Source organism: Tumebacillus flagellatus (genome assembly GCF_000714935.1).
Taxonomy (GTDB): domain Bacteria; phylum Bacillota; class Bacilli; order Tumebacillales; family Tumebacillaceae; genus Tumebacillus; species Tumebacillus flagellatus.
Map to the genome: position 1 here is coordinate 1 of NZ_JMIR01000053.1, position 14,091 is coordinate 14,091.

Genomic DNA, 14,091 nt, shown 5'->3' on the forward strand with positions numbered 1-14,091 from the left:
AGGACTTGAACCTTCGACACCCTGATTAAAAGTCAGGTGCTCTACCAACTGAGCTAATGGCTCGTGGTCTCACCGTTGCTGCTTTCGTTTCATCATCGCGTGTCTCTCGCGGCGACAGGTGTTATCTTAGCATGATTCCATTCGACATCTCAATGCCCTGATTCGACGTTATTTCGACAAATACAGACCTCACACAGCATTCTATAAAACTATCACTTCGACACGATACAGTTCACGTGTTTACTCCGTTTTTCAACGTTTCACATGGAACAATGTCGAAAGTCTAGCAAAAAAGCCTCCGGCACCCGCTAGAATCGGGCGGCGCAGAGGCTCTTTTTACAGGACGCGATCCAACAAATCCATGATGTGCACAGCTTCCATCTGCGCCTCTGCCCCCGCCCGCTGAATGCCTTTGCGCATCTGCAGCAAGCAGCCGGGATTCGACGTGACGACGACGTGCGCGCGGGTCGCTTTGACGTTCTCCATCTTCTCGTCGAGCACTTCCATCGACATGTCGAAATTGGTGATGTTATAGATGCCCGCCGAACCGCAGCAACGGTCCGCCTCCATCATCTCCACATACTCCACGCCGGGAACGCTTTGCAACAAGTGTCGAGGCTGTGTGCGCACGCCTTGACCGTGTGCGAGATGGCAGGAATCCTGGTAGGTGATCCGCACGCCGGACAACTCGCGCCGAAACGAAAGCGCAGGCAGTTCGGCGAGCAGCTCATTGGCATCGCGGCACTTCGAGACGAAGCTCATCGCCCGCGCCTGCCACTTCGGGTCTTCGTGGAACCAATGGTGGTATTCCTTCAGCGCCGCTCCGCAACCGCCGGCGTTGTTCACAATCAAATCCACACCGGCGGCCTCAAACGCTTCGATGTTGCGCTTGGCGAGCTCGATGGCGCCGTTTTTTTCACCGGAATGGGCGTGCAGAGCGCCGCAGCACGCTTGCTCTTCGACGAATACCACTTCGCACCCCGCTTTGCTCAACACCCGTGCGGTCGCTTGGTTCGTCTCAAAAAACATCACGTCCATGATACATCCCTTAAACATCCCGACTCGAAGCGGCTTCCCTTCACTTCTTCCAAAAGCAGGCTCCGGCGGCACCACCGTCTCCCGCTTCATGCGCTGCCACGGAGACGCCACGGGATTCACGGCTGTCTGCATCTCGCGCATCGGGCGCGGGAGGATGTTGATCAGGCCGGTTTTGTCGGCGAGCTTTTGCAATCCGAGCGCTTGAGACGCCCACAGCATCCCGGCGAGACGGTCAAGGCGATCCGGATGCACAAACAGTTCTGCAAAAACGAAATCGCGCACCGCCGAGCGCCCGCCTGCGTGTTCCTTGTTTCGTTCCACCACATCGCGGGCGGTTTCCACCAGCGAACCGTAGGGCACGCCCGCCGGGCATGCCGTTTCACAAGCGCGGCATCCTAAGCAGAGGTACATGTTGTCTTCGAACTCCCCGTCAACGTCCAACTGGCGGTCGACCACCGCTTTCATCAGCGCGATGCGGCCGCGCGGCGAAGCGGCTTCCTTGCCGGTTTGGCGGTAGGTCGGGCAGGCGGGCAAACAGAACCCGCACTGCATGCAGTTTAAGATCTCTTCCCGGTCGAAGTTGTCGAGAAGTTGGATCAGGTTTGCGTCAGGCATGGCTGTGTTCGTGTGTGCAGGCATCCGTTTTCACCACCACTCTGCGCCGTTCGCTTTTTGCAAAAATCTTGCCGGGGTTCATGATCCCGTGCGGGTCGAACGCTTCCTTGATCCGCTTCATCAGCTCGATGCCGGACGGCCCGACTTTGAGGTCGAGATAGCCCGCTTTCGCCATCCCCACCCCGTGCTCGCCGGTGATCGTGCCGCCGAGCTTGATCGCCGCGTGGAAGATCTCTTCAAACGCCTGCTCGACGCGGTGAATCTCGTCGCGGTCCCGCTCGTCGGTGAGGCAGGTCGGGTGCAAATTGCCGTCGCCCGCGTGGCCGAACGTGCAGATTTGCAAGTTGTATTTCCGGGCGATGACGTCCACCTGATCGACCATCTCCGCGAGGTTGGCGCGCGGCACCGTCGCGTCCTCCAAGATCGTCGTCGGCTTCACGCGGGCGAGCGCCGACAGCGCGGCACGGCGGGCTGCCATCAATTTGGCGCCCTCTTGTGCCGTCTGCGCGAGGCGAACTTCTGTCGCGCCCTCCGCCCGGCAGATGTCCGCCATGCGGGAAATGTCTTGCTCCACTTGGCTTTCCGTGCCGTCTTGCTCGATGATCAGCATCGCTTTCATGTCGAGCGGCAGGCCGATGCGGGCGAAGTCCTCAACGACCTGCATCGTCGCTTGGTCGAGAAACTCCATCGTGGCGGGGATGATCTTCGACGCGATCACGCGCTGCACGGTGCGGGCGGCGTCGGAGAGGTTTTGGTAGTACGCGACCATCGTCTGTTTGGCGGGCGGCAAGGGCAACAGTTTCGCCGTGATTTCCGTGACGACCGCGAGCGTCCCTTCGGAGCCGACCAGCAGTTTCGTCACGTCGTAACCCGCGACGTCCTTGGCGTTTTTGCCACCGAAACGGACGACTTCGCCGCCGGGGAGCACCGCTTCGATCCCCATGATGTAATCCTTGGTCACGCCGTACTTCAACCCGCGCATGCCGCCCGCGCACTCGGCGACGTTGCCGCCCATCGTGGAAATGCGCATGGAGCCGGGGTCCGGCGGGTAGAACAACCCGACCCTTTCCACCGCTTTGTGCAGATCGGCGGTGATCAGTCCGGGGCCGAACGTGGCGGTGAGGTTTTCTTGGTCGATTTCGTGCAAACGGCCCAAGCGGTTCGTGACCAGCACGATGCCGCCCTCTGTCGGGACGGTGCCGCCGCAGAGGTTGGTGCCCGATCCCCGCGAGACGATGGGAATTCGGAATTGGTTGGCGACTTTCAGCACTGCTGACACTTCTTCGACGGAAGCGGGCATCACGACCGCATCCGGCATCGCTTGGTACAACGGCGTCGCGTCATAGGAGTACACGTACAAATCGTTCGGCGAATCCATCATCCAGCGATCTCCGACGATGGCACGCAGTTGGCTTTTGATCTCCGGATTCATAAAAAGGGAGCACGCTCCTCGTCTTCCTGAAATGCTAAATATCTGTAAATTCAATCTATCACAGTGCTCCCAAAAATACAAAAAAAGACTCGTTCCGCGATGGGATCGAGTCCTTTTCAGGGGTTACGGTTTGCGCCCGGCCCGCTCGACCCGCTCTTCGTGTTTGCCTCGACGGGTGCGGGACTGGGTACTGAGCGTGCGGGACGGGCGGCGCGGCTGTTTTGGGGCAAATGCCTTCAAGAGCCCGGCGTGGTTGTTGCGCACCAGTTGCAGTTTGTTGTAGAGCGATTTGAAAATTTGCGCCGTGTTGCGGGCGTCGTCGACCGCGCTGTGGTGCGCGCCGATCGGCTTCAATTGCAAAGCTTCCAGCGCTTCCATGAGTCCGGTTTGGTTTTTGAGCTCTTGGAGCCGTCCGAATTCGGCTTGCAAGTCGTTGTAGTTGCGCAGCCACGCAAGCGGGACGCGGTGCATCTTGCAATTGGCAAGCAGCGTCCGGATGTCGGTCGGCCCCCACGTCAGCAAAAAATACTCCTCGTCGCCGATCCACTGGAGGAATTTCTTCCACACTTTCGCAAAGTCCTCCGACGTCCGCACGTCCTCCGGGCGGATCTTCGTCATGCGGACGGTGCGCTTGTTGAGCATCCGCGCGCGCTTGGGCCGCACAAACGACGCAAACTGTCCGCACTCGTTCAAGTCGCGGTCGAGCTTCACCGCGCCGATCGAGATGATCTCCGGAACTTGCCCTTTGGCAAACGTCGCCACCCATTCCAAGTCGAAAATCACATAGGTCATGCTTCCACCTCCCAAGACGAACTTAGTTTGCCTCGTAAAAAAAGACCTAATCCGCGAAGGATCAGGTCTTGTTCGTAATCGTACCGTACTCCGCTTCGGAAAGCAAACTTCCGTCGCGGTGCATCAGCGCCCAGTAGACGATCATTGCGGCCACCAAGCCGACCGTCCACGCGTTGTCCCAGATGTACCACGGCTGCATCAACAGCGTCATCATGCCGGACGCCATCGTGTAGGTGGGGATGCAGATGCACATATCCCCACCCAAAGCGCTTCAAAACTGTACCCCGACCAATTGTGCTCCGCCCGCGTCGTCGGGCGCAAATCCTCGTTCCAAAGCGGTGAATCTCCAACTTCCGAAACTCCTGCGTCGGTCAGCGTGACGATCCCGCGGAGTTCGTGTTGGGTCTTCACGGCAAGAGCTCCACCATGTCTTGATACGTTTCCGGACGGCGGTCGCGGTAGAACTGCCAGAGGTCGCGGACTTCGTGGATTTTGTTTTTGTCCATCTCCGCCACGATGATCTCGTCTTGGTCGCGGGAGCCCACCGCCACGAATTGCCCCCTCGGGTCGACCAAGTAAGACTGGCCGTAGAATTCACCCATGTTCCACGGCGCTTCCACCCCGACGCGGTTGATGGCGGCGACGTAGTAGCCGTTGGCGACCGCGTGCGCCGGCTGCTCCAATTTCCAGAGGTACTCCGACAACCCAGCCACTGTGGCAGAAGGGTTGAAGATGATTTCCGCTCCGTTCAACCCCAAGAGCCGTGCTCCCTCCGGGAAGTGGCGGTCGTAGCAGATGTACACGCCGATCTTGGCAAACGCCGTGTCAAACACCGGATAGCCCATGTTGCCCGGCTTGAAATAGAACTTCTCCCAGAATCCGTGCCCTTCCTCACCCACAGCGACGTGCGGGATGTGCTGTTTGCGGTACTTGCCGAGAAAGGAGCCGTCGGCGTCGATCACCGCCGCGGTGTTGTAGTAGATGCCGATGCCCGCTTTTTCATAGACGGGAAGCACGATGACGACGCCCAGTTCCTTCGCCAAGTCTTGAAACAGCCGCGTGGTCGGGCCGTTCGGGACTTCTTCCGCCGATTCGTACCACTTGGGGTTCTGTTCGGCACAGAAGTACGGGCCGTAAAAAATCTCCTGCAAGCAGATGATCTGCGCCCCTCTCGCCGCCGCTTCCCGGACGAGACCGACGTGTTTCTCGACGGCGGCTTGCTTGTGGACCGCGACCGGTTCGTCTCCGTGAACGTCGTTTTTCGCCTGGATCAGACCGATTTGAACTTTAAAGGACATGGGGTTCTTCCTCCTTGGAAATCTGGGGTGCGCCGAACTTCCGCCGTTTCAGAAAACGTCCGTTGCCTTTCGTTCCGACGAACTTTTGATCTTGGATCACGAACTCGCCGCGCACGAGAACGGAAACGACTTCGCCTTGCACCGCCTTGCCTTCAAACGGGTTGTAGTCGACGTTCATGTGGTGCGTCTTCGCCGAGATCGTCCGCGTTGCGTTCGGGTTGAACAGCACGATGTCGGCGTCCGACCCGACGGCGATCGTGCCTTTTTGCGGGAAGAGCCCGAACAGTTTCGCCGCTTGCGTGGAGCTTATTTCGACGAATTGATTCAGCGAGATGCGGCCTCGGTGCACGCCTTCGGAGTAGAGGATGCCGAAGCGGTCTTCGATCAGCGGGCCGCCGTTTGGAATCTTGGTGAAGTCGCCGCGACCGAGTTCTTTTTGGCCTTTAAAGTTAAACGAGCATTGGTCGGAGCCGACAGTTTGCAAAATTCCGTTTTTTAACGCGCTCCAGAGAACGTCTTGGTGCCACGCCTCCCGCAGCGGCGGCGACCAGACGTACTTGGCGCCTTCAAAGCCGGGGCGCGCCAGCTCGCTGATATCGAGCGTTAGGTATTGCGGGCAGGTCTCGCCGTAGATGTTCAGCCCTTTCTCGCGGGCTTCGGCGATGCGTTGCACCGCTTCGGCGCACGAGACGTGGACGACGTAGAGCTGCGAGCCCGCCAGCGCGGTCAAGGCGATGGCGCGACCGGTCGCTTCGCCCTCGGCGATCGGCGGGCGGGTCAGCGCGTGGTAGATCGGGTCGGTTTGCTCGTTCTCCAGCGCCGCTTTGGTCAAAAAGTCGATCACGTCGCCGTTTTCGGCGTGCACTTGGACGAGAGCTCCCAGTTCCTTGGCGCGGATCAGAGTTTTGAACAGCGTCCCGTCGTCCGCTTGGAATACGTTTTTGTACGCCATGAAGACTTTCAGCGAGGTGACGCCCTCATCGACGATCTCTTCCAGTTGGTGCAGGACGGTGTCGTTCGCTTCGGCGATCATCAGGTGGAAGCCATAATCGATCACGGCCTTGCCGTCCGCTTTGCCGTGCCATGTGTTGAGGGCTTCGCGCAGGGATTGGCCTTTGCTGGTCAGGCAGAAGTCGATGATCGACGTCGTGCCGCCGAACGCCGCCGCCCGCGTGCCCGTTTCAAAGTCATCGGCTGTCGTCGTGCCGCCAAACGGCATGTCGAGATGCGTGTGCGGGTCGATCCCGCCGGGAAACACATAGAGTCCGGTCGCGTCGATTGTTTCCGCACCGTCTGCGGCAAGTTGGGCGGCGGCGCCGATGGCGACGACTTTCTCCCCTTCGATCAAGATGTCGGCGTGATAGGTGTCGGATGCGGTGACGACAATTCCGCCGGTGATCAGTTTTTTCAACTCACTTCACCTCCGCTTGCAATTGGTTCCAAGAGTACGCCGGTTTCCCGGTCGGGACTTGCACCATCTGAATCGTGTTCTCCACCGGGCAGACGATCGAGCAGAGGTTGCAGCCCACGCAATCGTCTTCGCGCACCACCAGCAGTTCCCGGCCGGTGTCGGGGTTCGGGACGCGGTCGATGCACTGGTGGGACGTGTCTTCACAGGAGATGTAGCACTTGTTGCAGTTGATGCAGGTGTCCGGGTTGATGCGGGCGACGACTTTGTAGTTCAAATTCAAGTCGCCCCAGTCGGAGTAAGTGCCCACCGATTTGCCGACGAGTTCGGAGACGGAGGCGATCCCTTTTTGATCGAGATAGCGGCTGAGGCCGTCCTTCATGTCCTCGACGACGCGGAAGCCGTGGTGCATGGCGGCGGTGCAGACTTGCAGCGACCCCGCTCCCATCAGCAGGAATTCCACCGCGTCTTGCCACGTTGAGATGCCGCCCATGCCGGAGATCGGGAGGCCGATCTGCCGGTCGCGCGCGCACTCCGCCACCATGTTCAGGGCGATCGGTTTCACCGCCGGGCCGCAATAGCCGCCGTGTGCCCCCTTGCCGTCGACGTGCGGGTACGGGAGCCACGTGTCAAGGTCAACGCCCATCAGCGAGTTGATCGTGTTGATCATCGAGACGGCGTCCGCTCCGCCTTGACGGGCGGCTCTGGCGGTGAAGCGGATGTCGGTGATGTTCGGCGTGAGTTTGACGATGACGGGCGTTTGCGCCACTTCCTTGACCCATTCGGTCTGTTGGCGCACCAAGTCCGGCTGTTGGCCGGACGCCGACCCCATGCCGCGCTCCGCCATGCCGTGCGGACAGCCGAAGTTCAACTCCAGCCCGTCGACGCCGACCGCTTCCACCCGCTTGACGATCTCATGCCACGCTTCTTGTTTCGGTTGCACCATGAGCGAGACGATCAGGGGGTTGCGGGGGAACCGCTTTTTGGTTTCCGCGATCTCCCGCAAGTTGTCTTCCAGCGGGCGGTCGGAGATCAGCTCGATGTTGTTGAAGCCGAGGACCCGCTGGCTCCCGCGATGGATGGCGGCATAGCGGGAGGAGACGTTGAGCACGGGCTCGCCGAGCGTCTTCCAGACCGCGCCGCCCCACCCCGCTTCAAATGCGCGCTGCACTTGGTAGCCGGAGTTGGTCGGAGGAGCGGACGCCAACCAGAACGGGTTGGGTGATTCGATGCCTGCAAATGTGATGCGAAGGTCTGCCATGTGTACGCCCCCTTTTGACTTAGGACTGGGTGGTGCCGACGATAAGTTGTTGGAAGACGGCGGCGGCCGCGCACTTGCCCTGTTGGACGGCGGTGACGACCATCGCGTCCGTCTTGCCCGCTTTGAAGATAAAATCTCCCACCGCAAACACGTTCGCCCGCGACGTGCGGTACGTGCCGCTCTCCACGGTCGGTATGCCGCGCTCATGCTCCAGTTCGAACGCGTCGATCAGCCCCGTATGGCGGGTTTGGCCGATCGCTTTGATCACGAAGTCGCACTCCAGCGTGAATTCGCTGTCGGGGACCGCCTGCGGACGGCGGCGGCCGCGTTCATCCGGCTCGCCAAGCTCCATGCGTTGGAGTTGAATACCGGTGACTTTGCCGTTGTCGCCAGCCATCTGCGTCGGCGCGACCAGCCAGCGGAATTCGACCCCGTCCTGTTTGGCAAAGTCGTACTCGAATTCGTAGGCGGTCATCTCGGCGGACGTGCGCCGGTAGAGGATCTTCACGTTGTCCGCGCCAAGCCGCGTTGAACAGGTGGCGGCGTCGATGGCGGTGTTGCCCGCGCCGATGACCGTTACTTTTTTGCCGCGGAAGTCGTGGGTGTAGAGGTTGGCTTTGGTATCTTCGATGAACTGCACGGCGTCGAGCACGCCGGAGAGCTCTTCGCCGGGGATGCCGAGCGGCGGGACGTTGCCCATGCCTGCCGCGAGAATCACCGCGTCGTAGGCGTCGAGCAACTGCTCTGCGGTAATGTCTTCGCCGACGCGGGTTTCGAATTGGAAGCGGACGCCGAGCGCTTCGATCTGCTCCACTTCCCACGCCACCACGTCATGCGGCAAGCGGAACGACACGATGCCGTAGGTGTTCAAGCCCCCGGCGCGCGGCTTGGCTTCGTAGACGGTCACGCTGCACCCTTTGCGCGCCAGTTCGCGGGCGGCGGCGAGTCCTGCGGGGCCCGCGCCGACGACGGCGACTTTTTTTCCGTTGGGGGAGTCGGGTTGGAAGAGGGCGGTGTTGGGCGGCGTGTTCTGGATCGCCCAGTCGGTGGCGTGGCGTTGGAGCAAGCCGATCTGGATCGCTTGCGAAGCGGCTGGGCCGTTCAAGACGCACGCCCCCTCGCACAGTTCCGACGTGGGACAGACGCGGGCGCAGCTCGCTCCCATCGGGTTGGCGTCGAGGATGGTCAGCGCGGAACCGAGCAGGTTGTCGGTGGTGATTTTTTTGATAAAAGACGGGATGTCGATCCCGGTCGGGCACGCTTTGACACATGGCGCGTCGTAGCAAAACAAACATCGGTTCGCTTCGTCAACCGCTTCCTTCGGTTTGAGCGCGGGCACAACTTCGCGGAAGTTGTCTTGCAGGTTCACAGGCAGGCCCCCTGTCTTAGATGAGGTCAAAAACTTCCGTGAGCACATTGACGAGGAATTCGAGATCTTCGTCTGTGGTGGAGAACGGCGGCGCGAGGGTGAGGATGTTGTTGTAGCCGGGGATGGTGTCGCCGTTTCTGCCGATGATCAAACCGCGCTTCTTGCATTCGGCGATGATGCGCAGCACGCGGTCCGGCGCGGACGCTTCCTTGGTGGCGCGGTCCTCGACCACTTCGATGCCGCAGACGAAGCCGAAACTGCGGATGTCGCCGACGTGCGGGTGCGATTCCAGCGGTGTCAGTTTGGCGCGCAGTTCCGCTCCCAGCTGTTCCACGCGCTGAATCAGACCCTCCGACTCGATCAACTCCAAATTGCGAAGCGCCAGCGCGCAGGCGGCGGGGTTGCCGCCGAACGTGTTCAGGTGGCGGAAATGCTGGTTTACGCCCGGTTCAAGAAAAACGTCCGCGATTTCCGCCCGCACAGCTGTGGCGGAGAGCGGAAGATATCCGGAGGTGATGCCCTTTGCCATCGTGACGATGTCCGGCTGGACATTGAAGTTTTGGTGGCCGAATTTGCGACCGGAGCGTCCGGCGCCGCAGATCACTTCGTCGATGATCAGGAGCACGCCGTGTTTGTCGCAAATCTCGCGGACTTTCGGCAGGTACTCCGGCGGGGGCACGATCACGCCGCCGCCGGTGATCGTCGGCTCCATGATCACGGCGGCCACCGTTTCGGCACCCTCCCAGTTGATCATCTCGTCGATCGCCGCGGCGCACTCCAGAGAGCAGCTTCCGTACGTTTTGCCGTACGGGCAGCGGTAGCAGTACGGCGGCGGGACGTGTTTGAAGCCGGGCGCGAGCGGTTCGTACGATTGTTTGCGCACCGCCTGCCCGGTGGCGGCCAGCGCCCCCATCGTGTTGCCGTGGTACGCCCGGTAGCGGGAGATGAACTTGTAGCGTCCCGGCTCGCCGCGCTGGGCGTGGTATTGGCGCGCCATCTTAAACGCGACTTCGTTCGCTTCCGACCCGCTGTTGGAAAAAAATACGCGGTGCTCCCCTTCCAGCCACTCGCTGATCTTCTGCGACAGGCGGATTGCGGGCACATGGCTTTGCGTCAGCGGGAAGTAGGCGAGCGCTTTCATCTGCTCATACGCGGCGTCGGCGAGCTCTTGGCGTCCGTAGCCGATGTTGACGCACCAGAGGCCGGACATGCCGTCGAGGTAGCGGTTGCCGTCGATGTCGGTGATCCAGGAGCCTTGGCTTTCCGTGACGATCATCGGGTTGGGATTGTACGGCGACATGTGGTGCCACATGTGGGCACGGTCGGCGGCGAGCAGCGTCTCTTTTTCAGACATGGGGGCGTCTCCTCTCTCTTGCTTGCGGGCTTTTTTATTTGACGAACGTTTGTTGCGAGCCGATGTTGGTGTCGCCGTCGTCGAACCAGCGGGTGGTGATTGTTTTTTTCTTGGTGAAAAATTCGATGCCGTCGGAGCCGTTGGCGTGGAGGTCGCCGTAGAACGATTTCTTCCAGCCGGTGAACGCGAAGAATCCCATCGGGGCGGGGACGCCGACGTTGACGCCGACCATGCCGGCTTCCACGCGGTGCGCGAAGTCGCGGGCGCGCTTGCCGCTGTTGGTATAGATGCACGCGCCGTTGCCGTATGGGGATTGCTTGATCACGTCGAGGCCCGCTTCGAAGTCGTGAACGCGGACGATACTCAGGAACGGCGCGAAGATTTCCTCGCGCACGATCGCCATCTGCGCTTCGGCGCGGTCGAAGATCGTCGGGCCGGTAAAAAACCCCTTGTCATGCTGCGCCGCGTCTTCGCGTCCGTCGCGGACGAGGGCGGCTCCTTCGGCGAGGCCGGTTTGGATGTAGCTGTGAATCTTCTGGCGGTGCGAGTCGCGGATGACGGGGCCGAGATCGACGCCCGGTTCGACGCCGTTGCCGAGTTTGAGTTGGTTGGCTTCGTGGAGGAGGTGTTGGACGAGCGTGTCGGCTGCGTCCTCGACCACGACGACGACGGAAGCGGCCATGCAGCGTTCACCGGCACACCCGAACGCGGAAGAGGCGATCGTTTTGGCGGCGCGCGCCAAGTCGGTGTCCGCCATGACGAGGTGGTGGTTCTTGGCTCCGGCGAGCGCTTGCACGCGCTTGCCGTGGGCGGAGGCGGTTTTGTAGACGTGTTCGGCGACCGGTTGCGAGCCGACGAAGGAAACCGCCTGCACGTCGGGGTGCTCCAGAAGACCGTTGACGACTTCGTGCGCCCCGTTGACGACGTTGAAGACACCGTCGGGCAGGCCGGCTTTTTTCAGAAGTTCGACGGCGAGGACCGTGGAGAGCGGCGTGCGTTCGGATGGTTTGAGGACGAACGTGTTGCCGGCGGTGATCGCGATCGGATACATCCACATCGGGACCATCAGCGGAAAGTTAAACGGCGCGATGCCCGCCACGACGCCTAGCGGGAAGCGAAGCATCTCGCAATCGATGTCGCGGGCGATGTTGGGCAGCGTTTCACCTTTCATCAGCGGGGTCATGCCGGCTGCGAATTCTACCATTTCGATGGCGCGCATAACCTCTGCATGAGCCTCGGACATGTTTTTGCCGTTTTCTTGGGTGATCCGTTCGGCGAGTTCGTGTTGGTGTTCGAGAAGCAGTTGTTGAAAGCGGAACATGATGCGCGTGCGGTCGACCACGGGCGTTTGGCTCCACATGGGGAACGCGCAGCGGGCGGCTTCCACGGCGGCGTCGACTTCTTCCCGCGTGGAGAGCGGGACGCGGCCGAGCACTTCGCCTGTCGCCGGGTTCGGCACGTCTTCGTAGCGGTCGGTGTCAGACGGAACCCAGGTGCCGCCGATGAAATTTTGAAGGGCGTCTCGCGTCTGTGTGATTTTCATTGAACACAACCTCTCTGGATGTACTTGATGGGGTTTGAATTCTCGTTACTTTGAGCATACAAGCGTGTGGATCTCTTTATCCCAAACACTTTGTCAGCCGCAGGGGTCGAAGATTCTTACATGTTGTCAAATCGGTGCCCATCCGTGCGTGGAGGTGTCGTTTTTTGAAACAACAAGAAGTGAAGCTGACGGTCGAAGAGGTGTTGAAACGCCCGATGTTTCAGCATGCGGAAGTGGTCGGCGGACGGGCGGGGCTGTCGCGGAGCGTGCGGTGGGTGCACATCTTGGAGACGCCGCAGCAGGGACGGTTTTGCAACGGCGGCGAGTTGGTGTTGTCCACCGGAGTCGGGTTTGGGCATGATCCGGACTTGCGGATGCAGTACCTCCATGAGTTGATTCAGCAAAAAACGGCGGGGTTGTGTTTGGAACTCGGGGAGTATGTGCAGGCCGTGACTCCCGACTTGGTGGAGTTGGCAGATCATCACCGGTTTCCGCTGATCGTGTTTCACCGGCCGGTGCGGTTTGTGGAGATCACGCTGGATTTGCATGAGTTGATTGTGAATGTGCATACGGAGACGTTGCGGACGCTCGGGCGGTATGCGTTGAGCATCCAGCGGTTGACGTTGGAGTCGCAGGCGCTTGCGCCGATTTTGAGCCATTTTCAGCAGGCGGTGCAGGGGCAGACGTTTTTCTTGCCGGTGGAGGGAAACGCGTTGTTTGCTCCGGCGATGGCGCAGAGTGTGCAAGCGGAGATGCGGGGGTTGTTGGAGGGGTTTTTTCAGGAAGAGCCGGGGTGGGTTGGCGGCGGGGCTGGGGGGTCTGAAGTCGGGTCGATGGGGCTTGGGCAGGGGGTTTTTTCGATCTCGGAGCGCAAGCAGTTGTTGGTGCAGCCTGTCGTCACGATGGGAGTCGGGATGGGCGTGTTGGGCGTGGTGTTGTTTGAGCGCGAGGCGGATGAATTTCTGTCGTTGACGTTGGAGTATACGACCACGGCGGTAGCGCAGTGTTTGCTGCGCAAGTTGAATTTGCAGGATCGGACGACCGATTTGCAGGGGCGGTTGTTGGAGGCGCTGTTGGAGAACCAGCCCGTTGTGGAAGAGGAAGTGCGGAAGGTGTTGCAGGTGAAGCAGGCTGGGGTTGGAGCTTTGGGGTATCAGGCGGTGGTGGTGGAGGTTGGCGGCGCTGCTGTAGAGGCAGCTTCCTTGGAAGATTTGGCGGGGGTGGTGAGGACGGTTTTTTCGCGGGGCGGGTTTCAGGTGTTGTTGCGCGTGAAAGGGGCCCGGTTGTATCTGTTGGCGACCGATGTGTTTGGGTCGGCGGCCATCTCCTCCCCTTCCTCGCGGCGCATGCGGTTGGAAAAAGCGTTGGCTGAAGTGGAGCGGTTGGCGCGGCAGGCGTTTGGAGCGTTGACAGACTTTCGGTACGGGGTGAGCCGTGCGGGGCGGGAGTATGCGCGGGCGTATCGTTTTTTTCAAGAGGCCGAGCAAGCAATGGAGACGGCGGGAGTTGGATTTTATGAGGACTTGGGCGTGCATCGGTTGTTGGGTCTTGTGCGGGAAGAGCATGTGAGCGAAGCGTTTGTGGAGGATACTCTGGGGCCGTTGCTGGTGTATGACCGCGAGCACGGGACGCCGTTTGCGGCGACGTTGCGGGCTTTTTTGGACCACTACGATTCGAAGCAAGAGGCGGCGGACGCGCTGTTCATTTCGCGGCAGACGTTGTACCAACGCATGGAGAAGATTCGGGAGTTGCTGGGGGCGGACTGTTTGGCGACGCCGGAGAAACGGTTGTGCATCAGCGTGGCGTTGCGAGTTCTGGAAGGGTATAAAAAAGGCTCGTTTCTCCGGTGAGAAACGAGCCTTTCTGTTTGATGCGTTTGCCTCGCGACGTCCTACTCTCCCGGGACCCTGCGGTCCGAGTACCATTGGCGCTGGAAAGCTTAACTTCTGTGTTCGGGATGGGAACAGGTGTGACCTTTCCG

General features: G+C 60.5%; 11 protein-coding genes and 1 rRNA gene. 1 reads left to right on the plus strand and 11 read right to left on the minus strand.

The genetic code is table 11. The annotated features are described in order from the left end of the window. Window positions 1-336: 336 nt before the first annotated feature. From EL26_RS22225 to EL26_RS22270, 10 genes are all read right to left on the minus strand, one after another. The gene (locus EL26_RS22225) at window positions 337-1,677 is read right to left on the minus strand and encodes a (Fe-S)-binding protein (RefSeq protein ID WP_238546174.1); all 1,341 of its coding nucleotides are present in this window, start codon (window positions 1,675-1,677) and stop codon (window positions 337-339) included. Beyond that, a complete protein-coding gene (locus EL26_RS22230; RefSeq protein ID WP_038094500.1) occupies window positions 1,646-3,085 on the minus strand; it encodes an FAD-binding oxidoreductase in 1,440 nt (479 codons plus the stop codon). Before EL26_RS22230 ends, EL26_RS22225 begins: the two co-directional genes overlap by 32 nt. A gap of 123 nt (window positions 3,086-3,208) precedes the next feature. Next, on the minus strand, window positions 3,209-3,877 hold the full coding sequence (locus EL26_RS22235; protein WP_052036708.1) for a 3'-5' exonuclease: 669 nt from the start codon (window positions 3,875-3,877) through the stop codon (window positions 3,209-3,211). A gap of 61 nt (window positions 3,878-3,938) precedes the next feature. Beyond that, a complete protein-coding gene (locus tag EL26_RS26785) occupies window positions 3,939-4,130 on the minus strand; it encodes a hypothetical protein (RefSeq protein ID WP_038094501.1) in 192 nt (63 codons plus the stop codon). A gap of 154 nt (window positions 4,131-4,284) precedes the next feature. After that, window positions 4,285-5,175, minus strand: a complete 891-nt coding sequence (locus EL26_RS22245) for a nitrilase-related carbon-nitrogen hydrolase (protein WP_038094502.1) — start codon at window positions 5,173-5,175, stop codon at window positions 4,285-4,287. Continuing rightward, window positions 5,165-6,586 carry a dihydropyrimidinase gene (gene hydA / locus EL26_RS22250; RefSeq protein WP_038094503.1) on the minus strand — a complete coding sequence of 474 codons (1,422 nt, stop codon included), beginning with the start codon at window positions 6,584-6,586 and terminating at the stop codon, window positions 5,165-5,167. Before hydA ends, EL26_RS22245 begins: the two co-directional genes overlap by 11 nt. 1 nt (window position 6,587) lies before the next feature. Continuing rightward, complete coding sequence (gene preA, locus EL26_RS22255; RefSeq protein ID WP_038094504.1) at window positions 6,588-7,844, minus strand: NAD-dependent dihydropyrimidine dehydrogenase subunit PreA; 1,257 nt, start codon at window positions 7,842-7,844, stop codon at window positions 6,588-6,590. Window positions 7,845-7,863: 19 nt separating this feature from the next. Next, window positions 7,864-9,261, minus strand: coding sequence for an NAD(P)-dependent oxidoreductase (locus EL26_RS22260; RefSeq protein WP_052036709.1), 1,398 nt, complete (start codon window positions 9,259-9,261; stop codon window positions 7,864-7,866). Continuing rightward, window positions 9,230-10,567 (minus strand): aspartate aminotransferase family protein, encoded by a 1,338-nt coding sequence (locus tag EL26_RS22265; RefSeq protein WP_038094506.1) that lies wholly within the window; start codon window positions 10,565-10,567, stop codon window positions 9,230-9,232. Before EL26_RS22265 ends, EL26_RS22260 begins: the two co-directional genes overlap by 32 nt. 34 nt (window positions 10,568-10,601) lie before the next feature. Next, the gene (locus tag EL26_RS22270) at window positions 10,602-12,110 is read right to left on the minus strand and encodes a CoA-acylating methylmalonate-semialdehyde dehydrogenase (RefSeq protein WP_038094508.1); all 1,509 of its coding nucleotides are present in this window, start codon (window positions 12,108-12,110) and stop codon (window positions 10,602-10,604) included. Window positions 12,111-12,274: 164 nt separating this feature from the next. On the opposite strand from EL26_RS22270, the gene EL26_RS22275 reads away from it, so the two are divergent. Beyond that, complete coding sequence (locus tag EL26_RS22275) at window positions 12,275-13,960, plus strand: PucR family transcriptional regulator (RefSeq protein ID WP_038094510.1); 1,686 nt, start codon at window positions 12,275-12,277, stop codon at window positions 13,958-13,960. A gap of 28 nt (window positions 13,961-13,988) precedes the next feature. On the opposite strand, the gene rrf is transcribed toward EL26_RS22275, so the two are convergent. Then, window positions 13,989-14,091: ribosomal RNA gene (gene rrf / locus EL26_RS22280) — 5S ribosomal RNA — on the minus strand; the annotation flags it as partial.